This is a genomic window from Dechloromonas sp. ZS-1, assembly GCF_039649255.1.
In the GTDB taxonomy this organism is placed as follows: Bacteria; Pseudomonadota; Gammaproteobacteria; order Burkholderiales; family Rhodocyclaceae; genus Azonexus.
Genome location: NZ_JBDIYD010000003.1, coordinates 243,796 through 268,623, shown reverse-complemented (window position 1 = coordinate 268,623; position 24,828 = coordinate 243,796). Strand labels below are relative to the sequence as shown.

The following is a 24,828-nucleotide window of genomic DNA, read 5'->3' as shown; positions in this document are numbered from 1 at the left end:
GCGATCAGCCTGCCTTGCCCCAGGAATCCTTGAGCGTCACGGCGCGGTTGAAGACCGGGGCGCCCGGCTTCGAATCCACGCGATCGGCCACAAAGTAACCGTGCCGCTCAAACTGGAAACGCTGTTCGGCAGCGGCATCCTTGAGCGACGGCTCGAGCATGGCGGTGATGGTCGTCTTGGACGCCGGATTCAGGTCGTCGAGGAAATTGCGTTCCAGTTCCGGGGCATCGCCTTCGCGACGGGCGCCGGGGGCCGGGACGGCAAACAGGCGGTCGTAGAGGCGGATTTCAGCGGGGTAGGCGTGCGCGGCAGAGACCCAGTGCAGGTTGCCCTTGACCTTGACGCTGTCGGCGCCCGGCGTGCCGGACTTGGTTTCCGGCAGGTAGGTGCAGTGGACCGCAATGACCTTACCGTTTTCATCCTTGTCGCAGCCGGTGCATTCGACGACATAGCCGTAGCGCAGGCGGGCCTTGTTGCCCGGGAAGAGGCGGCGGAAGCCCTTTTCCGGGACTTCCTGGAAGTCCTCGGCCTCGATCCACAGTTCGCGGCCAAACGGCATCGTGCGTTCGCCGAGTTCCGGCTTGAGCGGGTGGTTGGGGGCGTGGCAGTCCTCGAACTGGCCTGCCGGATAGTTGTCGATGATCAGCTTGAGCGGATCGAGTACGGCGACGCGGCGTTCGTCGGCGAGGTTCATGACCTCGCGCATCGCGTCTTCGAACAGCACGTAGTCGATCAGGGAGTCGTTCTTCGAGATCCCGATGCGGTCGGCAAACAGCTTGAAGCCTTCCGGTGCATAACCACGGCGACGGGCGCCGACCAGGGTCGGCATGCGCGGGTCGTCCCAGCCTTCGACGTGCTTTTCTTCGACGAGCTGGATCAGCTTGCGCTTTGAGAGCACGACATAGGTCAGGTTGAGGCGGGAAAATTCGATCTGCTGCGGCAACGGACGCTGCAGCAGGCCGCCTTCGGCCAGGCGCGTGAGCAGCCAGTCGTAGAACGGACGCTGGTCTTCGAACTCCAGCGTGCACAGCGAGTGGGTGATGTTTTCCAGCGCATCCTCGATCGGATGGGCGAAGGTGTACATCGGGTACACGCACCACTTGTCGCCGGTGTTGTGATGGGTGGCGTGGCGGATGCGGTAGATGGCCGGATCGCGCAGGTTGATGTTCGGCGAGGCCATGTCGATTTTGGCCCGCAGAATGTGTTGACCGTCGGCGAACTCGCCCGCCTGCATGCGTTTGAAGAGATCCATGTTCTCTTCGATGCTGCGGTTGCGGAAAGGCGAATCCTTGCCGGCTTGCGTCAGGGTGCCGCGATTGGCGCGCATTTCTTCGGCCGACTGGCTGTCCACGTAGGCATGGCCGGCAGAGATCAGGTATTCGGCAAACTGCACCATCCAGTCAAAGTAATTGGAGGCGTAGTAGAGGTTGGTTTCGCCATCCTTCTGCCAGGAGCAGCCAAGCCAGGTCACGGCGTCGATGATGGAATCGACGTATTCCTGATCTTCCTTTTCCGGATTCGTGTCATCAAAGCGCAGGTGGCAGCGGCCGCCGAATTCCTGAGCCAGCCCGAAGTTGAGCAGGATGGATTTGGCGTGGCCGAAGTGCAGGTAACCGTTCGGCTCCGGCGGAAAACGGGTGCGGAGCTTGGCAGCGTCGAGCGGGGCGGCGGCATGGTCGGCCGCCGTGCCCGGCTGACCGGCCCAGCGGCGCTGGGCGTGCTTGCCGGCAGCCAGATCGGCTTCGACGATGTTACGGATGAAATTGGCGGCTGGGGCCGGAGCGGTATTCTTGTCGTTGGGGGCGGTCATGTTGGTGAAACGCGAGTGCAATCCCCGCATTTTACCTTGCCCGCCCCGCTTTCCGGTGCGGCCCGCTTGAATCAGTGCGTCAGTGTGCGCAGCCAGGCCGCAAATTCAAGCGCCGGTTTGGGGCGGCTGATCAGGTAGCCTTGCAGGCAGTCGCAGCCCATCTCCGTCAGAATGGCTTGTTGGGCTGCCGTCTCGACCCCTTCTCCCACGGTTTTCAGGTGCAGGCTGTGAGCCAGCGCAACAATGGCGCGGGACAGGGCCAGATCCTGCGGGTGTTGCGCCAGGCGTGACACGAAGGCGCGGTCGATCTTCAGGGTGCTGACTGGCAGACGGGAGAGGTAGGAGAGGGAGGAATAGCCTGTCCCGAAGTCGTCGACCGCCAGATCGATGCCGCGCTGATGCAGGGCGTCCAGATTGCGGCTGATGCGAGAGTCCGGGGCAATGTGCAGGTTCTCGGTGATTTCCAGGGCCAGGCGCTGTGCGGGCAGGCCGCTTTCGGCCAGCGCAGCATCAATGTGCGGCACCAGATTGTCCGCCGTGAGCTGGCGCGGGGAGAGATTGACGGCCACGTACAGGGATTTGCCGTTGACGGTCGGCCAGTGGGCCGCCTCGCGACAGGCTTCGGTCAGTACCCATTCGCCGATTGCATCAATCAGGCCACAACCTTCCGCCACGCTGATGAAGCGGTCGGGCGGGATCGCGCCCAGGGTCGGCGAGTGCCAGCGCAGCAGGGCTTCGGCGCCAATGATGTCGCCGCTTCGGCTGCACGCAATCGGCTGGAAGGCCAGCCAGAATTCATTGCGCCCCAGGGCATGCTGCAGGGCCCCTTCAATGTCCATGCGTTCGCGAATGCGTTCGGCAAGGGTCTGGTCGAACAGGCAGGCCAGGTTGCGGCCGCTCTCTTTGGCGCGGTACATGGCGGCGTCGGCGCTGGCCATCAGGTGCGCCGGGGATTCGCCGTCCTGTGGGTAAAGGGCGATGCCGATGCTGGTCGTGACCTTGATTTCCCTTGCGGCAAAACGCATGGGTTCGTTGAACTGCTGCAGGATCTTGCTGGCGATCCGGTTGGGGTCGCCGGTGCTTTGCACCTCGGGGAGCAGGATGGCGAATTCGTCCCCGCCAAAGCGGGCAACCGTGTCGCTTTCGCGAACGCAGGCGCGCAGCCAAACTGCCGCCGTGCGCAGTACTTCGTCGCCGATGGCATGGCCGAGCGAGTCGTTGATGCGCTTGAAGTTGTCGAGGTCGATGAACAGCAAGGCGAGCTTGTGGCCTTTCCGCTCGGCTTGCTGGATGGCCTTGTGCAGGCGGTCTTCGAAGAGGAAGCGGTTCGGCAGCGCAGTGGCTGCGTCATGGCTGGCCTGCCAGGCCATGCGGGCCTGCAGGCTGCGTTGCAGGGCTAACTGGCGCAGGGTGACGAGGATCAGGCCGGCAATGATCAGGAGGCAGACGCCGCCGATCAGGGCCGGGGCCCAGAGGCGGTTGCGCCATGCCTGCTCAAGCTGTCGCTCGTCGATGGAAACATTGATCAGCAGGTCGTGCTGGCGCAGGGTGCGATAGGAAATGCGGCGCAGAATGCCGTCGATGGCACTTTCCGCCCGGTAATCGCCCAGCGGGGATGCCTTGACATGCTGTGTGAATAAATCGATGCCGGCGTAGTCCTTGTCAAAGGCCTTGGTGATCATCGGGTAGCGCGCCAGCAGGATGCCGTCCAGGCGGTAGAGGGTGACGGCGCCGCCAGCGTAGGGCAGGGTGTTCCGGTAGTAGTCGATCAGCTTTTCGATATCGAGGCCGGCATAGATCGCGCCGATGAAGCGGCCTTGACTGTCGTAGCGTGGCAGGACGAGTGGAATGGCCCAGCGCTGGCTTTTCCTGCCGAAAATCGGCCGTTCTGCCAGCAGGCGCGCCGGGGCCGGACGAATTTTGGCCGCCTTGAAATAATCCCGGTCACCATAGTGCGGTCGTTCGGGCGGGATGGGAATGGAGGCGGCGAGCAGGGCCCCTTTGGCATCCAGAATGTTGAGCGAGGCAATCTCCGGGAAATCGGTATGGCGCTGACGCAACATTTCGGTGGCTTTGCGCAGACCATTCGGGGTGCTGATGTCGATGTGCCCCAGGTCGCCCTCGATGTTATGGAGCAGGGTGTCGACGCCCTGAATCGTCCGTTCGGTATATTCCCCCAGCGCGGTAACCAGCAGGCGCAGGCTGCGGTCGTTTTCCTGGAACATGCGCTCCCGCATCTGCAGGGTTTCGTAAATGGTCAGCGCGAGAATGATGCTGAGCAGGGCAATTCCTCCCGCGAGCAAGGTCAGGCTGTCATGTTTTCGCGTGATGGGAGGGCTACCGATCATTACGGTCAGATTTCTGGGATATGCTCCGAATATAGCAGTTGACCGTCAGAAGGCGTAATCGCGTGCGAGCAGGAGGCTGGGAAATTTGATGAACGGGGCGTTGGCAGTAAGTCTGGGCGCGGCGTTGGGCGCGTGTCTGCGCTGGCAGTTGGGTGTCTGGCTGAATCCGCTGGTGCTGGGCGTACCGCTCGGCACGTTGGCCGCCAATTTGCTGGGAGGATATCTGGTGGGCGTGGCGGTGGCGGTGTTTCACCTGCATGCCGGCCTGGCGCCTGCCTTGAAATTATTTGCCATTACCGGCTTCCTGGGGGGGCTGACCACCTTTTCCACGTTTTCGGCCGAAGTGGTCGAACGCATGCTGGCCGGCCAGCTCGGGCTGGCCCTGATGCTGGCGGGTGTGCATCTGTGCGGTTCCTTGCTGGCCACCTATCTGGGTTTGTGGTCGCTGGGTGCGACCCGTCTCTGGGGCTGAGGCGCGGGCGATCAGGGATTCAGAAAAGCGAGCAGTTCGCGCGCAAAGCGTTCACGCTGCCATTGGTGCGGAGAGTGGTCGGTGCCGTCGTAGATGTGGAGCAGCGCGTCAGGAATCCGGCTGGCAACGTAGCGCGCGGTCTCCAGGCTGTAGAAATTGCTCTGGCCGCCATAGACCAGCATCGACGGGACGTCGATCCGGGCGAGGACGTCGCGGTAATCGGCCGCCGTCAGGCTGGCCCAGCAATCGATGAGCGGCGCGGGTGCCTGGGCGCGCAGGGCCTGGCGTGATTTTTCCCAGCCACTGGCGCCGGCCAGGTATTTTTCCCGTGCCCGTTCATTGAGTCCGAAAGCGGTGAGCTTGAGCACGGCCTCGGCAAAGTCCTCGTGCAGCCACCCCATCATTTCACCGGCCTTGGTTTCGTCAAAATCACCGTAGATGCCGTGCGACCAGGTCTCGTCCGTCATTAGTTTCGGGGATTGGTCGATGAAGCAGAGGCGCGACAGGCGCTCCGTGCCGAAATCCCGGATGTATTGCCAGAGGGTCAGGGCGCCCATCGAGTGGCCGACGGCCGACACGCGGTCCAGTTGGTAATGGTCGAGCAGATTGGCCAGGTCGCGCGCCATGCGTTCAGCGGTTGGTGCCGCCGCATCGCCCAGCGCGTGGCCGCCATGGCCGCGGGCATCCCAGCGGAACACCTGATGCTGTTTCTGGAGTTCGCCAAGGAAGGGAAACCACTCCTGATGGCTGGAGGTCCAGCCATGCAGCATGACGAGGGGCGATCCCTCGCCGGAAATCTTGACGTGAATTTTGGCGCCGTCATCGGCAATGAAATGTGACATGGGCATCTCTGGCGAATCGAAAAGCGTGGCCAGTATAATCGCCCCTCCCATACGGAGGAGTACAGCATGTTTGACTGGAGAGACTACAAGAATGGCATCGTTGCGTTCGATGCCGGTTATGTGCGCCCCATTCTGGCGTCCATTCACATGGTGGTCGAGCAGGGGCGGGTTGCCCTGATCGACACCGGCAGTAACGATGCGCTGCCCAACGCCCTGGCCGCGCTGGCCAAGCTCGGCTTGGGGACGGAGGCGGTCGACTACATTTTCCTGACCCATATTCACCTCGATCATGCCGGTGGCGCCGGCGTGATGATGCAGGCCTTCCCGAATGCCAAACTCGTGGTGCATCCGCGCGGGGCGCGGCACATGGCCGAGCCGAGCAAGCTGGTGGCCGGCGTGACGGCTGTTTATGGTGCCGAGTACGTGGCGCGTGTGTATGGTCACATCCTGCCGATTCCGGCCGAGCGCATCATCGAAGCGCCGGAAGGTACGGTCATTTCGCTCGCCGGACGCCCGCTGCGCTGTCTGGATACGCCGGGGCATGCGCGTCACCACATCTGCATCGTGGATGATCAGGCCAAGGCCATTTTTACGGGCGACATGTTCGGCCTGTCCTATCGCGAACTGGATGTCGATGGGCGCCAGTTCATCTTCCCGACGACGACGCCGACCCAGTTCGAGCCGGAGGAAATGCGCACCTCGATCCGGCGCCTCCTGGCCTGCCAGCCCGAAGCCATGTACCTGACGCACTACAGCCGCTTGCCGGACGTCGAGCAGCAGGGGGCTGCGTTGCTGCGCCGTCTCGATGCGCTGGTCGCCATGGCTGAAGCGGAAACCGGTACGGGCGAGGCGCGTCACGCCAGCCTGAAAGCCGGCATGACGCGTTATCTGCTCGATGAGGTGCGGGCGCATGGCTGCACCCTGTCCGAGGACGTTTTGCTGGAAATCTGGGCGACCGACCTTGAACTCAACACGCAAGGCCTGACGTTCTGGCTGGACAGTCGCGCCCACTGAGGCATGTCGATTTGACGGCTGCGCGTGCCGAACAGCCTCGCTGTCCCCTCAAGGGCGGCGAGGTGGGTTGAAAGCGCGCTTAGTCCTGCCGTCCGGCGCGCTCGATCAGGTGGGCGAGCGCGTCGCGCAGGGCGCCTTTCGGCAGATTTTCCTGGGTCGACCGCAGGACATCGAAAGTCTTGCCCGAGAGCGGTTTGTAGGTCGAAGTACTTGATTGGAAAGGCGATTGGCGCGGTTGTACTTTGACTTCGAGCGCGTTACACTCCGTCCCGCCTTTCGATAACTCGTCGCACAAACGCTGGCTCATCTGGCGGATCTTGGCGGCGACCGCGCCGTTCTCGGCGTGGATCACAATTTTCCCCGACCGATAATTTGCCACCCGTGCCGCATGCCGAAACGGTGCCGGGGCAATCGCTTCAAATCGCCGCGACAGCTTGAGCAGGAGGCGTGCGTGCGCCATCAGGCGGCCGCCGCTGTTGTCCTGTTCGAGAAAATGTTCAGGCCCGTAGTACATGGGAGTTCCGTATGCAGATCATTCTGGTTTCGCCGCACCTGAAAACGGCGCGTACCCTCACCATTATGCCGCGTCACGTGCTGGCCGCGCTCGCCATTTTTGCCGCGCTGGTCGTGTCGACCGCCGTGCTGGTGGCCTGGCTCTCCGTGTACTGGCGCTTGCCGGTGGTGCAGGAACTGATGGTGTCGCTGCATCTGGAAGAAACGCGCAAGACGCGCGAGTACGTCGGCCACAACCTGGAAATGATGGCCTCGCGCATTGGTGCTCTGCAGGCGCGCCTGATCCAGCTGGATGCACTGGGTGAGCGCCTGGCGAGCGGTGCCGGTGTGCGTTTGCCGGCCGCTGCCGAAACGGGGCGCCGTGGTCAGGGCGGGGCTTTCCTGCCGACGCCGCTGGATACGGATGGTCTGGCGAAAGCATTGGATCGCTTGGCGCAGGCGGTCGAGCGTCAGACCGATCGCTTTCAAGTGATCGAGGCGCATCAGATGGCGGAGAAGGTCAAGGCCCGTCGGCTGCCCACCGCATTGCCGGTGGCCCAGGCTGCGCTGGGGTCGCCGTTCGGAACGCGCACAGATCCGATTGCCGGTGTCCGGTCGATTCATGAAGGCATTGATTTCAATGCCGAGGTCGGCACGCCGGTGCACGCGGCCGCGGATGGTGTCGTCTTGTCCGCAGCCTTTCATCCCGAATTCGGCAATCTGGTCGAGGTCGACCATGGCGAAGGCCTGCTGACACGGTATGCCCACTTGTCGCGGATGGCGGTGCAGCCGGGCGCCCTGGTGCGACGCGGCGTGGAGATCGGGGCGGTCGGCAACACCGGACGGTCGACCGGTCCGCATCTGCATTTTGAGGTACGTCAGGGCGGTGTGGCCCAGAACCCGGCAGTCTTCCTGAAACAGGGGGCGGACTACGCCCAATTGAAACGGCGCTGACGCCGGGCGGTCGTACTCCGATGGTAATTGATTCATCCGCACTGCCGGGGAATGGCGGCGTGCTAGAATCGCCGCTTTGCTGACGCGCGCAACCCTTTATTTTTCGCGATGATTTCCGGCCTACTCAAAAAGATTTTCGGCAGCCGCAACGACCGGCTGATCAAGCAGTATTCCCAGACCGTGCAGCGCATCAATGCGCTCGAGCCTGCCATGCAGGCCCTCACGGACGACCAACTCCGGGCCAAAACCGACGAATTCCGTCAGCGTCACGCCAATGGTGAAAGCCTCGATGCCCTGCTGCCCGAAGCCTTTGCCGTGGTGCGTGAGGCCGGCAAGCGCGTTCTGGGCATGCGTCATTTCGATGTCCAGATGATCGGGGGCATGGTCCTGCATTACGGCAAAATTGCTGAAATGCGGACCGGCGAAGGCAAGACCCTGGTCGGCACCTTGCCGGCCTATCTCAATGCCATCTCCGGCAAGGGCGTGCACGTCATCACCGTGAACGACTATCTCGCCACGCGTGACTCCGAGTGGATGGGGCGTCTGCACCGTTTCCTCGGCCTCAGCGTGGGGGTGAATCTCTCGCAGATGTCGCATGAGGAAAAACAGGCCGCCTACGCTGCCGATATCACCTACGGTACGAATAACGAATTCGGCTTCGACTATCTGCGCGACAACATGGTCTACACCGCTGACCAGCGTGTGCAGCGCGCCCTGAATTTCGCGATCGTCGATGAAGTCGACTCCATCCTGATTGACGAAGCCCGCACGCCGCTGATCATTTCCGGTCAGGCGGACGATCACACCGATCTCTATCTGCGCATGAAGGATGTCGTCCCGCTGCTCAGCCGCGCCGCCGAAGAGAAGGCCGAGGGCGACTACTGGGTGGACGAGAAGGGCCATCAGGTTCACCTCTCCGAGGCCGGCTACGAGCGTGCCGAGCAGTTGCTTGCCGAGGCCGGTCTGCTGCGCGAAGGTTCCAGCCTGTACGATGCCGCCAATATTTCGCTGATGCATCACCTGAATGCGGCCCTGCGCGCGCTGACCCTGTTCCACAAGGATCAGCATTACGTCGTGCAGAACGGCGAAGTGGTCATCGTCGATGAATTCACGGGCCGCCTGATGGCTGGCCGCCGCTGGTCCGATGGCCTGCATCAGTCCGTCGAAGCGAAGGAAGGCGTGGCGATCCAGGCCGAGAACCAGACCCTGGCCTCGATCACCTTCCAGAACTATTTCCGCATGTACACCCGCTTGTCCGGCATGACCGGCACGGCGGATACCGAAGCCTACGAATTCCAGCAGATTTACGGCCTGGAAACCGTGGTCATTCCGACCAATCGCCCGATGGCCCGCAAGGACATGAACGATCTGGTCTACAAGACGGCGGACGAAAAACACGCGGCAATCATCGCGGACATCAAGGATTGTGCGAAGCGCGGCCAGCCGGTGCTGGTCGGCACGACCTCGATCGAAAACTCCGAACTGCTCTCGCATCTGCTCGACAAGGAAAAGCTGTCGCATCAGGTGCTGAATGCGAAGCAGCATGCCCGCGAAGCCGAAATCGTTGCCCAGGCCGGTCGTCCGGGCATGATCACCATCGCCACCAACATGGCGGGTCGCGGTACCGACATCGTCCTCGGCGGCAACATCCAGAAGGAGATCGATGCGGTCAATGCCGATGCGGCGCTGTCCGATGCCGACAAGGCCGCCAAGGTCGCCGCCATGAAAGCCGAGTGGCAAAAGGTGCATGAGCAGGTGCTGGCGGCCGGTGGCCTGCACATCATCGGCTCCGAGCGTCATGAATCCCGCCGTATCGACAACCAGCTGCGCGGCCGCGCCGGCCGTCAGGGCGATGCCGGTTCCTCGCGCTTCTACCTGTCGCTTGACGACCAGTTGCTGCGCATCTTCGCCGGCGAGCGTCTGCGCGCCATCATGGACAAGCTGAAGATGCCGGAAGGCGAGGCCATCGAGCATCCGCTCGTGACCCGCTCGCTGGAGTCGGCGCAGCGTAAGGTCGAGGCCCGCAACTTCGATATCCGGAAGCAGCTGCTCGAATACGACGACGTCGCCAACGACCAGCGCAAAGTGATCTACCAGCAACGCAATGAACTGCTGGAAACCGAAGATATCGGCGAGACGATCACGGCCATGCGTCAAAGCGTGATCGCTGAAATCTTCCGCAACCACGTGCCGGCCGATTCCGTCGAAGAGCAATGGGATCTGGAAGCCGCCCAGCGCGAACTCGCCGCCGAGTTGTTGCTCGACTCCCCGCTGGCCGACTGGTTCAAGCAGGAGCCGACGCTGTCCGACGAGGACATGCTGGCCCGCCTGATCGAACAGGCCGACGCCGCGTATGCGGCCAAGGTCGAGCTGGTGGGTGAAAACACCTTCCGCCAGTTCGAGCGCAACATCATGCTGCAGAGCCTGGATACGCATTGGCGCGAACACCTGGCGGCGCTCGACCATCTGCGCCAAGGGATCCATCTGCGCGGTTACGCCCAGAAGAACCCGAAGCAGGAATACAAGCGCGAAGCCTTCGAGCTCTTCGAGAATCTGCTCGATCTCGTCCGCCGCGAAGTGACCCGCATCGTGTTCACCGTGCAGATCCGTTCGGCGGAAGATGTCGAAGAAACGGCGCCGCACGCTGAGGTCCAGAACGTTCAGTACCAGCACGCCGACTACGACGAAGCCCTCGGTCAGTCGGACGACAATGCCGCCGCTGCCCCGCAGCCGGCCGATGCCGGACCGAAGGTTGGCCGCAACGATCCGTGTCCGTGCGGCAGTGGCAAGAAGTACAAGCACTGCCACGGTAAACTGTCCTGATTCCCGTTTTTTCCTGACCCCGACCCAAGGCAGCCTGCGGGCTGCCTTGCTGCCATTGGAGCCTGTGCCATGCCCGTCAATTACGCTACGCCCGCTGCCGATCAGCTTCTGCCGGTTGCCGGTGTTCGCCTCGGTGTTGCCGAAGCCGAAATCCGCAAGAAAAACCGCCGCGACCTGACGCTGGTTGCCCTGGATGCAGGGTGTACGGTGGCCGGCGTGTTCACGCAGAACCGCTTCTGTGCCGCACCGGTGCAGCTCTGCCGCAAGCATCTGGCGACGGGCAAGGAGATGCGCGCCCTGGTCATCAATACCGGGATCGCCAATGCCGGCACCGGCGAGCCGGGTCGCCAGACGGCACAAGCCTCCTGCGATGCCGTGGCAGCGCAGTTGGGCGTGGCGGCTGATCAGGTGCTGCCGTTCTCGACCGGCGTCATCCTGGAGCCGCTGCCGGTCGAGCGTCTCGTGGCCGGCCTGCCCAAGGCGGCCGCCGACCTCAAGGCGGACAACTGGCATGCCGCCGCGCACGCCATCATGACCACCGACACCATCGCCAAGGCCGCGTCGCGCAGCCTGACGGTCAACGGCAAAAAGATTGCCATTTCCGGGGTCTCCAAAGGCGCCGGCATGATCAAGCCGAACATGGCCACCATGCTCGGCTTCCTGGCCACCGATGCCGGCATCGCCCAGCCGCTGCTGGATGCGCTGGTCAAGGAGGCGGCCGATGCCTCCTTCAACTGCATCACGGTTGATGGCGATACCTCCACCAACGACTCCTTCGTGATGATCGCCTCCGGCCAGTCCGGCGCGCAGTTCGCCTCCGAGCAGGATGCCGGCTGGGCCGAAGTCAAGGCCGCCATCATTGCCGTTTCCGTCGAACTGGCCCAGGCCATCGTGCGTGACGGCGAGGGCGCAACCAAGTTCATCACGGTCGCCGTGCAGGGCGGCAAGTCGGTCGAAGAGTGCCGCCAGGTGGGCTACGCCATCGGCCATTCGCCGCTGGTCAAGACGGCCTTCTTTGCCTCCGATCCCAATCTGGGCCGTATCCTGGCTGCTGTCGGCTATGCCGGCATTGCCGATCTCGATGTTGATGGCGTCAAGGTCTGGCTGGACGAGGTGCTGGTTGCCGAAAATGGCGGACGTGCCGCAGCTTACCAGGAGGCGGATGGCGCGCGCGTGATGGCCCAGGCCGAGATCACCGTGCGCGTTGACCTCGGACGCGGAGCCGCCGCAGCCAATGTCTACACCTGCGATTTTTCCTACGACTACGTGAAGATCAACGCGGATTACCGCAGCTGATCGCCTCTGGGGCGGCTTGGCCGCCCCGTTCAAGGAGGATGCATGACCGATATCCGTCGCGACCTGGCCCGCAACACGCTCGCCATCCTGTGCATCCTCGGGCTGATTGGCCTCAGCCTCTGGGTCTTGCGCCCCTTCCTGGCCGCCACCGTGTGGGCCACCATGATCGTCGTCGCCACCTGGCCGCTTTTCCTGTCGCTGGAAACCCGTCTGGGCGGCCGGCGCAGCCCGGCTATCGCCCTGATGACCCTGGCCATGCTGGTCGTGCTGGTGCTGCCGCTCTGGCTGGCCGTTGATACCATTTCCGAGCATACGGACACGTTGACCGTCGGGCTGCATGCAATCACGGATAACGGTGTGCCACCACCGCCGGATTGGGTGAGGCCGCTTCCTCTGGTCGGGGATTCGCTCCATGCCGCCTGGGCGCAGCTTGCCGCAGGCGGTAATGCCGGCCTGCTGGCCAAAGTAACGCCCCATGCTGCCGAAGCCGGTAAGTGGGTGCTCGCTCAGGTGGGCGGGATCGGCGGCATGCTGATCCAGTTCCTGCTCATCGTGGCGATCACGGCCATCCTGTACGGGCAGGGTGAAGCGGGGGCCGTGCTGGCGCGCCGTTTTGGCAAGCGACTGGCGGGTGCCCGGGGCGAGCATGCCATGGTTTTGGCCGCTCAGGCGATCCGTGGCGTGGCGCTTGGCGTCGGCGGCACGGCGCTGGTGCAGACCGTGCTGGGCGGGGTTGGCCTGGGGGTGGCCGGGGTGCCGCTTGCCTCGTTGCTGTCCGCCGTGATGCTGATGCTCTGTATTGCCCAGGTCGGCCCTGTGGTGGTGTTGCTGCCTGCTGCCGGCTGGATGTACTGGAGCGGCGAGCCGGGCTGGGCGATTTTTCTGGTTGTCTGGGCGCTCATCGTCGGCTCGCTCGACAATGTGCTGCGCCCGATGCTGATCCGGCGTGGTGCTGATCTGCCGCTGCTGCTGATTTTTGCCGGGGTATTGGGCGGCTTGTTGTCCTTTGGCCTGATCGGTCTCTTTATCGGGCCGGTGGCGCTGGCCGTCACCTGGACCCTGCTGCAGGCCTGGCTGGCGGATGCCTTGGGGCCGGATGAGCGCGAGGATACGATCGCCTGATGTCCCGTTCGCGGGCCGCCAGGAACGATTGTCGGTTGTGCCGTGTCAGATCGCTATCCCTGAGCGCATCGGCTGACTGTGGAGCAAGAGCACATGCCTGATAATCTTTGCGAACTGAGCTGTACCCCCTGCCGTGGCGGTGTCCCGCCGCTGACTTTGGCGGAAGCCGAGGCTTTTTTGGCGCGCACGCCGGGCTGGTCGTTGTTTGAAACAGGCCGGCGGCTGGTCCGACGCTATCCGTTTGCGGATTTTCAAAGTGCGCTGGATTTTGTGAACCGGGTCGGCGCGCTTGCCGAGCGCGAGGGGCATCACCCGGAGATGACTGTCGCTTGGGGATCGGTCACGGTCGCCTGGTGGACCCACAAGATCGATGGGCTGCACGAGAACGATTTCATCATGGCGGCCAAAACCGACACGCTACGTTGATCGATGACTGCGGCAGCGCCTGTTGCTATCAGCCGCTGCCGCGGAAATACCGCATTCAGTGCAGGGCGCGGGGCAGGGCGAGCACGAATTCCGGGATGTCGGCTGCGAAATGCGTGCCGTCTTCGGCCACCATCTGGTAAGTCCCTTTCATCGTGCCGATTGGCGTCGGAATCGACGAGCCGCTGGTGTATTCAAAGCTTTCGCCCGGTTGCAGCAGCGGCTGATGGCCGACCACGCCCAGGCCACGTACTTCCTGCACGGCATTGTTGGCGTCGGTGATCACCCAGTGCCGGGAGATCAGCTGGGCCGCAATGCGCCCGGTATTGCGGATGGTGATCGTGTAGCTGAACACATAGCGCCCGTTTTCCGGATCGGACTGGTCGGGGATGAATTGCGGGATGGGGCGAACTTCAATGCGGTACTTGTCGGCGTCGGGCATGGGATAATTTCGTCTGTTTATCGTTTTCAGGAAGCAGCATGTCCGCCAAAGATTTTGTGATCGCCCCGAGTATTCTGTCTGCCAATTTCGCCAAGCTGGGCGAGGAAGTGGCCAACGTCATCGCCTCGGGTGCGGACTGGATCCACTTTGACGTGATGGACAACCATTATGTTCCCAACCTGACCATCGGGCCGCTGGTCTGCGAGGCCATTCGTCCGTGCACCACCGCACCGATCGACGTACACCTGATGGTCAAGCCGGTGGATCGCATCATCCCCGATTTCGTGAAAGCCGGGGCCAATATCATCACTTTCCACCCCGAAGCCTCTGAGCACATCGATCGCAGCCTGTCGTTGATCCGCGATGGGGGCTGCCAGGCCGGCCTGGTTTTCAACCCGGCCACCTCGCTCGACTACCTCGATTACGTGCTGGACAAGATCGATGTTGTGTTGCTGATGAGCGTCAACCCCGGCTTCGGCGGCCAGAAGTTCATTCCGGCCACGCTGAAGAAAGCCGCCGCTGCGCGCGCCAAGCTCGACGCCTACGAGCGCGAGACGGGGCGCCGCATCCGCCTGGAAATCGACGGGGGTGTGAATACGGCCAACATCGCCGAGATCGCCCGCGCCGGGGTCGATGCCTTCGTCGCCGGCTCTGCCGTGTATGGCGCCGGCAAGGACAGCGACCCGCATCGCTACGATTCGATCATCGGCGCCCTGCGTGCTGAACTGGCCAAGGTCTGAGCGGGCGACGACGATGCACTTCCAGTCCGTGACCTTTGACCTCGACGGGACGCTGCTCGATACCGTGGCCGATCTTGCCGAGGCGTGTCGGCTAATGCTGGATGACCTTGGCGCACCACAGCGCAGTGTCGCCGAGGTGCATCGTTTTGTCGGCAAAGGCATGGCGGTGCTGGTCGAACGTTGCCTGACCTGGGAAACGCCGCCGACGGCTGAGCGGCTGCAGGCCGGGATTGATGCTTTCAAGCGCCACTACGCGACGGTCAACGGCGCGCAGGCCGTGATTTATCCGGGCGTGCTGGCGGGGCTGGCGGCCTGGAAGGCGAGTGGGTTGAAACTGGGGGTGGTGACCAACAAACCGGGGATGTTCACGGAGGTGCTGCTCGAACGTACCGGTCTGCTCGATTATTTTGAGGTGGTGGTTTCCGGCGATACCACGACCCATAAAAAGCCGCATCCGGAACCGATCCTGCACGCTTGCCGCCTGTTTGGTGTGCGCCCGGATCGTAATCTGCATATCGGCGATTCGGAAAACGACATTCTGGCAGCACGTGCTGCCGGTTCTTCCGCCTACTGCGTGCCGTATGGCTACAACGAGGGCAAGCCGGTGGACACCGTCGATTGCGATGCGCTAGTATCCGATCTGCTTGCCGCGTACCGGCAAGCGCTCACTCACAAGACTGCCTGATCAAATGACTGCCTTGCTTTTCTGGAACATCGAGCTGCGTTGGCGCCCCTGGCGTCCATAACTCACGCGCATCCCGCGCCCGTCGAGTTTCTCCGGGCGCACCCAGTCTGCAAGATCACCAACGTCATTTTCGAGGCTTGACCCCATGACCGAAACCGAATTCAACGCGCTCGCGGCGCAGGGCTACAACCGTATTCCGGTAACCCTGGAAACCTTCGCCGATCTCGATACGCCCCTCTCCATCTACCTGAAACTGGCGCACGGGCCTTATACCTACCTGCTCGAATCCGTGCAGGGCGGCGAACGTTTCGGGCGCTATTCCATCATTGGCCTCTCCGCTCCGACGCGCATTGTCGTGCGTGGCCACGAGGTGCTGGTCCTGACCGGCAACCGCATCGCCGAGCGTGAGGACGATACCAATCCGCTCGACTTCATCGGCAAATACATGCAGCGCTTCCGCGCGCCGGAGGCAAACGGCCTGCCGCGTTTCCTGGGCGGCCTGGTCGGCTGTTTCGGGTACGACACCGTGCGCTATGTCGAAACCCGCCTGACGCGGACCCAGCGTCCGGATGAGATCGGGGCGCCGGATATCCATCTGCTGCTCTCTGAAGAACTGGCCGTCGTCGATAACCTCTCCGGCAAGCTGACTCTGGTCGTTTTTGCCGAGCCGGGCTATCCGGGTGCTTACCAGAAAGCACGGGCCCGCCTGAAGGAATTGCTGGCGCAGCTGCGCCAGCCGGTCTCCATCCCGAGCGAGCAGCCGGCCCGTTCCGAACCGGCGGTCTCGGTGTTCGGCGAAGCAGCCTTCAAGCAGGCCGTGCTCAAGGCCAAGGGCTACATCACCGAGGGCGACATCATGCAGGTCGTGCTCTCGCAGCGCATGACCAAGCCCTTCCATGCGAGCCCGCTGGCGCTGTACCGGACCCTGCGCAGCCTGAATCCCTCGCCCTACATGTTCTATTTCGACTTCGAGGATTACCACGTGGTCGGCGCCTCGCCGGAAATTCTGGTGCGCCTGGAAGGCGACCGGGTCACGGTGCGGCCGATTGCCGGCACGCGCAAGCGGGGGGCGTCGCTGGAAGAAGATGTGGCGCTGGCGGAAGACCTGCTGGCCGACCAGAAAGAACTGGCCGAGCACACGCAGTTGCTCGATCTGGGACGTAATGACTGCGGTCGCGTGGCCAAGATCGGCTCGGTCAAGGTGACTGAAAACATGAGCATCGAGCGCTATTCGCACGTGATGCACATCGTCTCCAACGTGGAAGGGCGCCTCGAATCCGGCCTCAATGCGCTGGATGTCCTGAAAGCCACTTTCCCGGCCGGGACTGTTTCCGGGGCGCCGAAGGTGCGTGCCATGGAAATCATCGATGAGCTGGAGCCGGTCAAGCGCGGTATTTACGCCGGTTCGGTCGGGTACCTCGGCTTCAATGGCGATATGGACCTGGCCATCGCCATCCGCACCGCCGTCGTCAAGGACGGGCGTCTGCATGTGCAGGCCGGGGCGGGCATCGTGGCCGACTCCAATCCGCAGTCGGAATGGGAAGAAACCCAGAACAAGGCGCGGGCCGTGCTGCGTGCGGCTGAGCTAGCCGAGCAGGGGCTGGATACCCGCTTCGACTGATCCCGTCCTGCCCGACGGTCAACCGCCCTCCGGGGCGGTTTTTTCATGGGGGCATCGGAAATCCGACGGGGCTTTTGGGGTGGGTGTCGGATTTCCGATGATTTACCCCTGTTTTTTGGTGAAAAATCAATTAAAAACAGTGGCTTATGCGCGTGCTGATTTTTCTTTAAATTGGCACGCTGCCTGCGTATCATGATTCAAGGAGCCGGAGGCGGCTTCCCTTGACTGGAGACATACGCATGAAACAACTCGCCCTCGTTGCAGCTGTCCTGGCTGCCTGTTCTGCTTCCGCCGTTGCTCAGGAGTCGCAGACCCTGAAGAAGATCAAGGATACCGGCAGCATCACCCTCGGCCATCGTGAGTCCTCGATTCCGTTCTCCTACTACGATGACAAGCAGCAGGTCATCGGTTACTCCCATGAACTGATGCTGAAGGTGGTTGAGGCCATCAAGGCCGACCAGAAGCTGGCCAAGCTGGATACCAAGCTGATGCCGGTGACTTCCGCCAACCGGATTACCTTGGTGCAGAACGGTACCGTCGATATCGAGTGCGGTTCCACCACGAACAACACCGAGCGTCAGAAGCAGGTGGGTTTCTCGACCTCCATCTTCGTGATCGGCACCAAGCTGATGGCCAAGAAAAATGCCGGCATCAATGATTTCCCGGATCTGGCGGGCAAGAACGTGGTCACCACCGCCGGTACGACTTCCGAGCGTCTCATCCGCAAGATGAACGAAGAGAAGAAGATGAACATGAACATCATCTCGGCCAAGGACCATGGCGAAGCCTTCCTGACCCTGGAAACCGGCCGTGCGGTCGCCTTCATGATGGACGATGCGCTGCTCTTCGGTGAAATGGCCAAGGCCAAGAAGCCGGGTGACTGGACCGTGGTGGGGACCGCCCAGTCCAAGGAAGCCTATGGCTGCATGCTGCGCAAGGATGATCCGGGCTTCAAGAAGGTGGTTGATGCCGCGCTGACCAAGGCCATGACCTCCGGCGATGCTGAAAAGATCTACGCCAAGTGGTTCCTGAACCCGATCCCGCCGAAGGGCCTGAACCTGAACATGCCGCTGTCCGATGACATGAAGGCGCTGTACAAGGCCCCGAACGACAAAGCATTCGAATAAGCCCTCCCCAACCCCAACAGAGAAGACGGCAGGCCACGTCGCCTGCCGCAGGAGACCCACACCATGATGTCCCGTTTGCTGTCCCGCTGCCTGCTCGCTGCTGGCATCCTGTTCGCTGCCCTGGCCCACGCGGCTGATAAACCCCAGGTCGTCATCCTGGCGACCGGCGGCACGATTGCCGGCGCCGGCGCAGATGCTGCCAAGAGCGCCACCTACCAGGCAGCCAAAGTCCCGGTCGACAAGCTGATCGCCGGTATCCCGACCCTTTCCGATGTGGCGGCGGTGCGCGGCGAGCAAGTCTTCCAGATCGCCTCCGAGAGCTTCACCAACGCCCACTTGCTCCAGCTCGGCAAGCGCGTTTCCGCGCTGCTCAAGCAGGCCGATGTGGATGGCGTGGTCGTCACCCACGGTACCGATACGCTGGAAGAAACCGCGTATTTCCTGAACCTCGTCGTCAAGAGCGACAAGCCCATCGTCGTCGTTGGCTCCATGCGTCCGGGGACGGCCATGTCGGCGGACGGCATGCTGAACCTGTTCAATGCCGTGGCCGTGGCGGCCAGCAAGGATGCGCGCGGCAAGGGCGTGCTGGTCACGATGAACGATGAAATCAACAGCGGCCGCGACGTGAGCAAGGCCGTCAATATCCGCACCGATGCCTTCAAGAGCCCCTGGGGCGCACTGGGCATGGTCGTCGAGGGCAAGAACTACTGGTTCCGCCTGCCGGCCAAGCGTCACACGGTGAATTCCGAGTTCGACATCGACCGCATCGACAGCCTGCCGGCCGTCGAGATCGCCTACGGTTACGGCAATGCCGCACCGACCGCCTATCAGGCCTTTGCCGCGCAGGGCGCCAAGGCGGTGATCCACGCCGGGACGGGCAATGGCTCGGTGAGCAATCAGGTGGTGCCGGCGCTGCGCGACTTGCGCGCCAAGGGCGTGCAGATCATCCGTTCGGCCCGTGTCACGGGCGGTGGTTTCGTGCTGCGTAACGCCGAGCAGCCCGATGACCAGTACGACTGGGTCGTGGCGCATGACCTGAACCCGCAGAAAGCCCGCATCCTGGCCTCGGTTGCCCTGACCAAGACGCAGGACTCGCGCGAACTGCAACGCATTTTCTGGGAATACTGAGCGTCGACCGTCGCCTGCCCGCCGGGTGGGCGACGGCTTTCATAACAAGGGGGTGCCATGAGCTACCAATGGAATTGGGATATCTTCCTGCAGCCGTCGGCGACGGGAGATGATACCTATCTGGGCTGGATGTTTGCCGGCCTCAAAATGACCATCACACTGTCGTTGTCCGCCTGGGTGCTGGCCTTGCTGATCGGTTCGGTGATCGGTGTCTTGCGCACGGTGCCGAACAAATGGCTGTCCGGATTTGCGACGGCCTGGGTGGAACTGTTCCGCAATGTGCCGCTGCTCGTCCAGCTGTTCATCTGGTATTTCGTGCTCCCCGAACTGCTGCCTGAAGCCGTGGGCAATGCCTTCAAGCAGTCCAACCCGGTCTTCCAGATGTTCTCGGCTTCGCTGCTGTGTCTGGGCTTGTTTACCAGTGCCCGTGTGGCGGAGCAGGTGCGTGCCGGGATCAATTCCCTGCCCAAAGGCCAGAAAAATGCCGGCCTGGCGCTCGGCTTCACGCTCGGCCAGACCTATCGCCATGTGCTTCTGCCGATGGCCTTCCGCCTGGTCGTGCCGCCGCTGACCTCCGAGTTCCTCAATATCTTCAAGAACTCGGCTGTCTGCTCGACGATCGGCCTGCTCGAACTCGCCGCGCAAGGTCGCCAGCTGGTCGATTACACGGCCCAGCCTTATGAGTCCTTCATCGCGGTCACGGTGGCTTACATCGCCATCAATGTGGTCGTGATGACCCTGATGAAGAAGCTGGAAGACAAGGTGCGTGTCCCCGGCTACATGGGAGGGAAGTGACATGACGTACGAATTTGACTGGTCCTCCATCCCGGGCGCGCTGCCCTTCCTGTGGGATGGCATGAAAATCTCCCTCGAAATCACGTTGACCGCCGTGATCGTCGGGATTGTCTGGGGCACGCTGCTGGCCATGATGCGCCTCTCCTCGATCAAGGCGCTGTCGCTGTTTGCCGCCGGCTATGTGAACCTGTTCCGTGCCGTGCCGTTGGTCATGGTGCTGCTCTGGTTCTTCCTGATCGTGCCGAAGTTCATCGAGCAGCTGTTCAGCCTGCCGCCGGGCACCGACCTGCGCCTGACCTCGGCGATGATCGGCTTCGCCCTGTTTGAGTCGGCCTATTACTCGGAAATCATCCGTGCCGGTATTCAGTCCGTGCCGAAGGGCCAGATGGCGGCGTGTCAGGCGCTGGGCATGACCTATGGGCAATCCATGCGCCTGGTCATCCTGCCGCAGGCGTTCCGCAACATGGTGCCGCTCCTGCTGACCCAGGCCATCATCCTGTTCCAGGACACCTCGCTGGTCTATGTGTCCGCACTGGCCGATTTCTTCGGTGCTGCCTACAAGGTGGGTGATCGCGACGGTCGACTCGTCGAACTGCTGCTGTTTGCCGGCCTCGTCTATTTCGTCATCTGCTTCTGCGCCTCCACCATCGTGAAGCGCCTCCAGAAAAAATATCAGCCGGCCTGAGCGGCCCAGGAGATTCCAACATGATCAAGATTGCAAACGTCAGCAAGCATTACGGCAATTTCGAGGTCCTCAAGGACTGCTCCACGACCGTCAGCAAGGGCGAAGTGGTGGTGGTGTGCGGGCCGTCCGGTTCGGGCAAGTCCACCCTGATCAAGTGCGTCAATGGCCTGGAGCCTTTCCAGGCCGGCGAGATCATCGTCGATGGCACCTCGGTGGGTGACCCGAAGACCAACCTGTCCAAACTGCGTTCGCGGGTCGGCATGGTCTTCCAGCACTTCGAGTTGTTCCCGCACATGAGCATCACCGAAAACCTGTCCATCGCGCAGGTCAAGGTGCTGGGCCGCAACAAGGATGAGGCGACCGAGAAGGGCCTCAAGCTACTCGACCGCGTTGGCCTCAAGGCCCATGCCCACAAGTTTCCGGGGCAGCTTTCCGGTGGCCAGCAGCAGCGTGTGGCGATTGCCCGCGCGCTCGCCATGGACCCGATCTGCATGCTGTTCGATGAGCCGACCTCGGCGCTCGATCCGGAAATGATCAACGAAGTGCTGGATGTGATGACCGAACTCGCGCAGGAAGGCATGACCATGATGTGCGTCACGCACGAAATGGGCTTTGCCAAGCGCGTGGCGCATCGCGTCATCTTCATGGACCACGGCCGGATCGTCGAGGACGACAGCAAGGACGCCTTCTTCGCCAATCCGCGTTCGGAGCGCGCCCAGCAGTTCCTGGCCAAGATCCTGCAACACTGATCGATGCTGCAACGCCTGCCCCGATTCTCGAGCCTTTCGCCGCTGCAGCGGGGGCTCGTGCTCGGGGCGCTGGTGCTCAGTTTCATCCTGGTCGCCGTGGCGGCCTTTCGCGGTGCCGAAGGCGCCGCCATGAGCCGCCTGCGCCAGGCCGCCAGCCACCAGCTGGACATCCTGGCCGCCGCCATTGACAGCGAAGTGACGCGGCATGCCTCGATGCCCATTGCCGTCGAACTCAATCCGGACATCCTGGCCCTGCTGCGCGCCCAGTCCGACCTGCAGGACGTGCATCAGGCCGATGCCAATCACTTTCTCCAGCAGCTCAACGACAACCTCGGTGGTCCGGTCATCTTCGTGCTCGATACGCGCGGCAAGGTGATCGCGTCCAGCGACTGGATTTTCTCGGACAACCTGCTTGGGCGCGATCTGTCCTACCTGCCGCTTTTTCAAAGTGCCATGTCGGGCGTGGCCGCGCGCCATTACGCCATCGACAGCATCCGCCAGGAGCCGGGCTTCTACTTCGCCCAACCGGTGCGTGACCCGGCGCAGGAGTGGCGCATCATCGGCGTGGTGGTGGTCAAATCCGGCCTGCGCGAGCTGGAGCGCAACTGGTTGGCGCAGGAAGCGCCGGCCGTGGTGGTCGACACCAACGGGATCGTCTTGTTTGCCTCGCCGGCCGAGTGGCGCTATGCCAGCCTGCAGCCGCTGCCGCCCGAAACCTTGTCGCGCATTGCCCAGGCCCAGTTTGCCGGCCAGAGCATCGGCAGCATGAGTCTCGATATCGGTTGGGGCGGGCTGGAAGCCGGCCAGGTCGTGCGCCTGCCCAAACACCTGCGCGAGGATGTCGAGGGCGATGGCCTGCCGCAGCCTTATTTGGCCTTGTCGCGCAATCTGCCGGGGACGGCCTGGCGGCTCATCGTCTTTTCCGATCTGCGCCAGGTGTCGGCCGAGGCGGTGACGCATGCCGCGCTGGCCGTGGCCGCCCTCGGGTGCCTGCTCTTCGGCATGCTCTTCCTGGGGCAACGCAGCCGGCGGGCCAATGAGCGGGAAGCGGCGCGCCGGCAGTTGATGCATGCCAACCAGGAATTGGAGCGCAAGGTCGGCGAAAGAACCGCCGATCTGCAGTTGACCGTCGGCGCCCTGCAGCGCGAAGTGGCGGAACGCCAACGGGCCGAACAGACCCTGCGCGCCGCGCAGGGCGAGCTGGTTCAGGCGGCCAAACTGGCGGTGCTCGGGCAGATGGCGACGGGCATCACGCATGAGATGAGCCAGCCGTTGGGCGCTATTCAGACCCTCTCGGCCAATGCCGCCGAATTCATGAAGCGAGGCGATCTGGAAACCGCCGAGAAAAATCTCAACATCGTCGGCCAACTGGCCGGCCAGATGGGCGGTCTGATCACGCCGCTCAAGACCTTTGCCCGCAAATCGCCCGCCGTGGCAGAGACGGTCGATGTGGCGCAGGCGGTGGATGCTGCCCTTTTCCTGTTTGAACAACGGTTGCGCAAGATGGCGGTCACGGTCGACAAGTCCTTCGCGCCCGGCCAATGGGTTGCCTGGTGCGACCAGAACCGGTTGCAGCAGGTCTTGGTGAATCTGATCGCCAACGCGCTGGACGCCATGAGCGACGCGCCTGCGCGTGGGCTCGCTTTTGCCGTGCAGCCAGAAAATGGCCGTTTTCTGGCGTTGACCGTCGAGGACAGCGGCAGCGGCTTTACCGATGAAGCCCTGTCGCATCTGTTCGAGCCCTTCTTCACGACCAAGCGTCCCGGCGAGGGGCTCGGCCTGGGACTGACCATTTCGCGCGACATCCTGCGTGACTTCGGCGGCGATTTGAGCGCCGCCCGGGCGTCGACCGGCGGCGCCCGCTTCACCATCCGCCTGCCGGTGCCGCCCCAAGGAGACAAGGCATGAAATCCGCCCTCAGCGTCCTGCTCGTCGAAGATGATCCGAATGTGCGTCTGGGCTGCGAGCAGGCCATGCTGCTCGCCGGCATGCGCGTCATCGCGGTGGGCAGTGCGGAAGAGGCGCAGCGTCATCTGGTGCCGGAATTCCCGGGCATCGTCGTCACCGACATGCGCCTGCCCGGCATGGATGGCATGGGCCTCCTGCGCTGGGTGCGCGAGCAGGATGCGGACCTGCCGGTGATCATCATCACCGGCCACGGGGACATCACGCTGGCCGTCGAGGCCATGCGGGCGGGGGCCTACGACTTCATGCAAAAGCCGTTTTCCACGGCCGATCTGGTTGAAGTGGTGCGGCGGGCGCTGGAAAAGCGGGAACTGGTGCTGGAGGTCGAATCCCTGCGCCGTCGGCTCGATTATCGCGATGACCTCGAAGCCCGCCTGATCGGCCGCTCGCCGCAGATGCAGACGGTGCGCCGCCTGATCCTCGATGTGGCGGGGGCGGCGGTCGACGTCCTGATTCATGGCGAAACCGGGACCGGCAAGGAAATGGTCGCCCGCTGCCTGCACGACCTCTCCTGTCCCGGCCAGGAAAACTATGTCGCGCTCAACTGCGGCGGCATGGCGGAAACCCTGCTCGACAGCGAACTCTTCGGCCATGAACCGGGTGCTTTCACCGGCGCTCAGAAACGGCGCATCGGCAAGATCGAATACGCACGCGGCGGCACGCTCTTCCTCGACGAGGTGGAAACGATGCTCATGCCCATGCAGATCAAACTGTTGCGCGTCCTGCAGGAGCGCGTCATCGAACGTCTGGGCTCCAACCAGTTGCTGCCCGTCGCCTGCCGTGTGGTGGCGGCAAGTAAGTCGGACCTGAAACAGTTGTCCGATCAGGGGCGTTTCCGCAGCGATCTGTATTACCGTCTGAATGTGGTTCGTATCGACCTGCCGCCCCTGCGCGAACGCCGGGAAGACATTCCGGCGCTGTACGATGCCTTTCTGCTGCAGGCCGCCAAGCGTTACAACCGGCCTCCGCCGGAGATCAAATCGGAACACCTGCGCCGCCTGATGGCCCACGACTGGCCCGGCAATATCCGTGAATTGCGTAACGCCGCCGATTGCCATGCCCTGGGCTTGGCCCGTGAGCCAGCCTCTCCGGCGGGCGGCGCCTTGTCCTTGCCGGAAGCCGTGGATAACTACGAGCGCCTGCTCATCGCCAGCGAGTACGAACGGCAGGGCGGGAACATCGCCCGCACAGCCGAAGCTCTGAAAGTGGCGCGCACCACCCTGCACGACAAACTGAAGAAATACGGCTTTCTCTAGGCCGGGCCGTCATCGGGCAGCGCCATGCTGCCGCGCCTC

General features: G+C 62.9%; 23 protein-coding genes. 17 read left to right on the top strand and 6 right to left on the bottom strand.

Annotation, left to right across the window (positions count from 1 at the left end; translation table 11 throughout):
• Window positions 1–4: 4 nt before the first annotated feature.
• Window positions 5–1,810, bottom strand: a complete 1,806-nt coding sequence (locus AACO21_RS06410) for a glutamine--tRNA ligase/YqeY domain fusion protein (RefSeq protein ID WP_346191675.1) — start codon at window positions 1,808–1,810, stop codon at window positions 5–7.
• Between the two features lie 71 nt (window positions 1,811–1,881).
• Window positions 1,882–4,158 (bottom strand): EAL domain-containing protein, encoded by a 2,277-nt coding sequence (locus tag AACO21_RS06405; protein ID WP_346191674.1) that lies wholly within the window; start codon window positions 4,156–4,158, stop codon window positions 1,882–1,884.
• Window positions 4,159–4,246: 88 nt separating this feature from the next.
• Between AACO21_RS06405 and crcB the strand changes: the two genes are divergently transcribed.
• Window positions 4,247–4,630 (top strand): fluoride efflux transporter CrcB, encoded by a 384-nt coding sequence (gene crcB, locus AACO21_RS06400; RefSeq protein ID WP_346191673.1) that lies wholly within the window; start codon window positions 4,247–4,249, stop codon window positions 4,628–4,630.
• A gap of 11 nt (window positions 4,631–4,641) precedes the next feature.
• Here crcB and AACO21_RS06395 read toward each other — a convergent pair whose 3' ends face one another.
• Complete coding sequence (locus AACO21_RS06395; RefSeq protein WP_346191672.1) at window positions 4,642–5,472, bottom strand: alpha/beta hydrolase; 831 nt, start codon at window positions 5,470–5,472, stop codon at window positions 4,642–4,644.
• Window positions 5,473–5,538: 66 nt separating this feature from the next.
• Between AACO21_RS06395 and AACO21_RS06390 the strand changes: the two genes are divergently transcribed.
• Entirely contained in the window at window positions 5,539–6,486 is a 948-nt protein-coding gene (locus AACO21_RS06390; RefSeq protein ID WP_346191671.1) for an MBL fold metallo-hydrolase, read from the top strand.
• Between the two features lie 79 nt (window positions 6,487–6,565).
• Here AACO21_RS06390 and AACO21_RS06385 read toward each other — a convergent pair whose 3' ends face one another.
• Window positions 6,566–7,000, bottom strand: a complete 435-nt coding sequence (locus tag AACO21_RS06385; protein ID WP_346191670.1) for a DciA family protein — start codon at window positions 6,998–7,000, stop codon at window positions 6,566–6,568.
• An 11-nt stretch (window positions 7,001–7,011) separates the two neighbouring features.
• On the opposite strand from AACO21_RS06385, the gene AACO21_RS06380 reads away from it, so the two are divergent.
• The 5 genes from AACO21_RS06380 to AACO21_RS06360 all read left to right on the top strand — a co-directional run bounded on the left by AACO21_RS06380 (window position 7,012) and on the right by AACO21_RS06360 (window position 13,599).
• The gene (locus AACO21_RS06380) at window positions 7,012–7,932 is read left to right on the top strand and encodes a M23 family metallopeptidase (protein ID WP_346191669.1); all 921 of its coding nucleotides are present in this window, start codon (window positions 7,012–7,014) and stop codon (window positions 7,930–7,932) included.
• Window positions 7,933–8,040: 108 nt separating this feature from the next.
• On the top strand, window positions 8,041–10,755 hold the full coding sequence (secA, locus tag AACO21_RS06375; RefSeq protein ID WP_346191668.1) for a preprotein translocase subunit SecA: 2,715 nt from the start codon (window positions 8,041–8,043) through the stop codon (window positions 10,753–10,755).
• Between the two features lie 69 nt (window positions 10,756–10,824).
• Window positions 10,825–12,051 (top strand): bifunctional glutamate N-acetyltransferase/amino-acid acetyltransferase ArgJ, encoded by a 1,227-nt coding sequence (argJ, locus tag AACO21_RS06370; protein WP_346191667.1) that lies wholly within the window; start codon window positions 10,825–10,827, stop codon window positions 12,049–12,051.
• Window positions 12,052–12,093: 42 nt separating this feature from the next.
• The gene (gene ydiK / locus AACO21_RS06365) at window positions 12,094–13,173 is read left to right on the top strand and encodes an AI-2E family transporter YdiK (RefSeq protein WP_346191666.1); all 1,080 of its coding nucleotides are present in this window, start codon (window positions 12,094–12,096) and stop codon (window positions 13,171–13,173) included.
• Between the two features lie 93 nt (window positions 13,174–13,266).
• Window positions 13,267–13,599: a 4a-hydroxytetrahydrobiopterin dehydratase gene (locus AACO21_RS06360; protein ID WP_346191665.1), complete on the top strand. Its 333-nt coding sequence runs from the start codon at window positions 13,267–13,269 to the stop codon at window positions 13,597–13,599.
• A 55-nt stretch (window positions 13,600–13,654) separates the two neighbouring features.
• Here the strand turns inward: AACO21_RS06360 and apaG are convergent, their stop codons facing one another.
• The gene (gene apaG / locus AACO21_RS06355) at window positions 13,655–14,038 is read right to left on the bottom strand and encodes a Co2+/Mg2+ efflux protein ApaG (RefSeq protein WP_346191664.1); all 384 of its coding nucleotides are present in this window, start codon (window positions 14,036–14,038) and stop codon (window positions 13,655–13,657) included.
• Window positions 14,039–14,076: 38 nt separating this feature from the next.
• Between apaG and rpe the strand changes: the two genes are divergently transcribed.
• Both rpe and AACO21_RS06345 read left to right on the top strand, forming a co-directional pair.
• Window positions 14,077–14,778 carry a ribulose-phosphate 3-epimerase gene (gene rpe / locus AACO21_RS06350; protein ID WP_346191663.1) on the top strand — a complete coding sequence of 234 codons (702 nt, stop codon included), beginning with the start codon at window positions 14,077–14,079 and terminating at the stop codon, window positions 14,776–14,778.
• Window positions 14,779–14,791: 13 nt separating this feature from the next.
• Window positions 14,792–15,463 carry a phosphoglycolate phosphatase gene (locus tag AACO21_RS06345; protein WP_346191662.1) on the top strand — a complete coding sequence of 224 codons (672 nt, stop codon included), beginning with the start codon at window positions 14,792–14,794 and terminating at the stop codon, window positions 15,461–15,463.
• Here AACO21_RS06345 and AACO21_RS06340 read toward each other — a convergent pair whose 3' ends face one another.
• Complete coding sequence (locus tag AACO21_RS06340) at window positions 15,464–15,610, bottom strand: hypothetical protein (protein ID WP_346191661.1); 147 nt, start codon at window positions 15,608–15,610, stop codon at window positions 15,464–15,466.
• Between AACO21_RS06340 and trpE the strand changes: the two genes are divergently transcribed.
• From trpE to AACO21_RS06300, 8 genes are all read left to right on the top strand, one after another.
• Window positions 15,609–17,084, top strand: coding sequence for an anthranilate synthase component I (trpE, locus tag AACO21_RS06335; RefSeq protein WP_346191660.1), 1,476 nt, complete (start codon window positions 15,609–15,611; stop codon window positions 17,082–17,084). The genes AACO21_RS06340 and trpE overlap by 2 nt on opposite strands.
• A 239-nt stretch (window positions 17,085–17,323) precedes the next feature.
• A complete protein-coding gene (locus tag AACO21_RS06330; RefSeq protein ID WP_346191659.1) occupies window positions 17,324–18,211 on the top strand; it encodes a glutamate/aspartate ABC transporter substrate-binding protein in 888 nt (295 codons plus the stop codon).
• A gap of 63 nt (window positions 18,212–18,274) precedes the next feature.
• Window positions 18,275–19,339, top strand: a complete 1,065-nt coding sequence (locus AACO21_RS06325; RefSeq protein ID WP_346191658.1) for an asparaginase — start codon at window positions 18,275–18,277, stop codon at window positions 19,337–19,339.
• A 57-nt stretch (window positions 19,340–19,396) separates the two neighbouring features.
• Window positions 19,397–20,134: an amino acid ABC transporter permease gene (locus tag AACO21_RS06320; protein WP_346191657.1), complete on the top strand. Its 738-nt coding sequence runs from the start codon at window positions 19,397–19,399 to the stop codon at window positions 20,132–20,134.
• A gap of 1 nt (window position 20,135) precedes the next feature.
• Window positions 20,136–20,819, top strand: a complete 684-nt coding sequence (gene gltK / locus AACO21_RS06315) for a glutamate/aspartate ABC transporter permease GltK (protein WP_346191656.1) — start codon at window positions 20,136–20,138, stop codon at window positions 20,817–20,819.
• A gap of 20 nt (window positions 20,820–20,839) precedes the next feature.
• On the top strand, window positions 20,840–21,568 hold the full coding sequence (locus AACO21_RS06310) for an amino acid ABC transporter ATP-binding protein (protein WP_346191655.1): 729 nt from the start codon (window positions 20,840–20,842) through the stop codon (window positions 21,566–21,568).
• A gap of 3 nt (window positions 21,569–21,571) precedes the next feature.
• Window positions 21,572–23,476: an ATP-binding protein gene (locus AACO21_RS06305; protein ID WP_346191654.1), complete on the top strand. Its 1,905-nt coding sequence runs from the start codon at window positions 21,572–21,574 to the stop codon at window positions 23,474–23,476.
• Window positions 23,473–24,789 carry a sigma-54 dependent transcriptional regulator gene (locus AACO21_RS06300; protein WP_346191653.1) on the top strand — a complete coding sequence of 439 codons (1,317 nt, stop codon included), beginning with the start codon at window positions 23,473–23,475 and terminating at the stop codon, window positions 24,787–24,789. The genes AACO21_RS06305 and AACO21_RS06300 overlap by 4 nt, the downstream gene beginning before the upstream one ends.
• Window positions 24,790–24,828: the final 39 nt, after the last annotated feature.

What these genes read in the sequence shown, in the direction of transcription:
- AACO21_RS06410 (WP_346191675.1), bottom strand. Translation starts at nt 1,810, where the DNA reads ATGACCGCCCCCAACGACAAGAATACCGCTCCGGCCCCAGCCGCCAAT.
- AACO21_RS06405 (WP_346191674.1), bottom strand. Translation starts at nt 4,158, where the DNA reads ATGATCGGTAGCCCTCCCATCACGCGAAAACATGACAGCCTGACCTTG.
- crcB (WP_346191673.1), top strand. Translation starts at nt 4,247, where the DNA reads ATGAACGGGGCGTTGGCAGTAAGTCTGGGCGCGGCGTTGGGCGCGTGT.
- AACO21_RS06395 (WP_346191672.1), bottom strand. Translation starts at nt 5,472, where the DNA reads ATGTCACATTTCATTGCCGATGACGGCGCCAAAATTCACGTCAAGATT.
- AACO21_RS06390 (WP_346191671.1), top strand. Translation starts at nt 5,539, where the DNA reads ATGTTTGACTGGAGAGACTACAAGAATGGCATCGTTGCGTTCGATGCC.
- AACO21_RS06385 (WP_346191670.1), bottom strand. Translation starts at nt 7,000, where the DNA reads ATGTACTACGGGCCTGAACATTTTCTCGAACAGGACAACAGCGGCGGC.
- AACO21_RS06380 (WP_346191669.1), top strand. Translation starts at nt 7,012, where the DNA reads ATGCAGATCATTCTGGTTTCGCCGCACCTGAAAACGGCGCGTACCCTC.
- secA (WP_346191668.1), top strand. Translation starts at nt 8,041, where the DNA reads ATGATTTCCGGCCTACTCAAAAAGATTTTCGGCAGCCGCAACGACCGG.
- argJ (WP_346191667.1), top strand. Translation starts at nt 10,825, where the DNA reads ATGCCCGTCAATTACGCTACGCCCGCTGCCGATCAGCTTCTGCCGGTT.
- ydiK (WP_346191666.1), top strand. Translation starts at nt 12,094, where the DNA reads ATGACCGATATCCGTCGCGACCTGGCCCGCAACACGCTCGCCATCCTG.
- AACO21_RS06360 (WP_346191665.1), top strand. Translation starts at nt 13,267, where the DNA reads ATGCCTGATAATCTTTGCGAACTGAGCTGTACCCCCTGCCGTGGCGGT.
- apaG (WP_346191664.1), bottom strand. Translation starts at nt 14,038, where the DNA reads ATGCCCGACGCCGACAAGTACCGCATTGAAGTTCGCCCCATCCCGCAA.
- rpe (WP_346191663.1), top strand. Translation starts at nt 14,077, where the DNA reads ATGTCCGCCAAAGATTTTGTGATCGCCCCGAGTATTCTGTCTGCCAAT.
- AACO21_RS06345 (WP_346191662.1), top strand. Translation starts at nt 14,792, where the DNA reads ATGCACTTCCAGTCCGTGACCTTTGACCTCGACGGGACGCTGCTCGAT.
- trpE (WP_346191660.1), top strand. Translation starts at nt 15,609, where the DNA reads ATGACCGAAACCGAATTCAACGCGCTCGCGGCGCAGGGCTACAACCGT.
- AACO21_RS06340 (WP_346191661.1), bottom strand. Translation starts at nt 15,610, where the DNA reads ATGGGGTCAAGCCTCGAAAATGACGTTGGTGATCTTGCAGACTGGGTG.
- AACO21_RS06330 (WP_346191659.1), top strand. Translation starts at nt 17,324, where the DNA reads ATGAAACAACTCGCCCTCGTTGCAGCTGTCCTGGCTGCCTGTTCTGCT.
- AACO21_RS06325 (WP_346191658.1), top strand. Translation starts at nt 18,275, where the DNA reads ATGATGTCCCGTTTGCTGTCCCGCTGCCTGCTCGCTGCTGGCATCCTG.
- AACO21_RS06320 (WP_346191657.1), top strand. Translation starts at nt 19,397, where the DNA reads ATGAGCTACCAATGGAATTGGGATATCTTCCTGCAGCCGTCGGCGACG.
- gltK (WP_346191656.1), top strand. Translation starts at nt 20,136, where the DNA reads ATGACGTACGAATTTGACTGGTCCTCCATCCCGGGCGCGCTGCCCTTC.
- AACO21_RS06310 (WP_346191655.1), top strand. Translation starts at nt 20,840, where the DNA reads ATGATCAAGATTGCAAACGTCAGCAAGCATTACGGCAATTTCGAGGTC.
- AACO21_RS06305 (WP_346191654.1), top strand. Translation starts at nt 21,572, where the DNA reads ATGCTGCAACGCCTGCCCCGATTCTCGAGCCTTTCGCCGCTGCAGCGG.
- AACO21_RS06300 (WP_346191653.1), top strand. Translation starts at nt 23,473, where the DNA reads ATGAAATCCGCCCTCAGCGTCCTGCTCGTCGAAGATGATCCGAATGTG.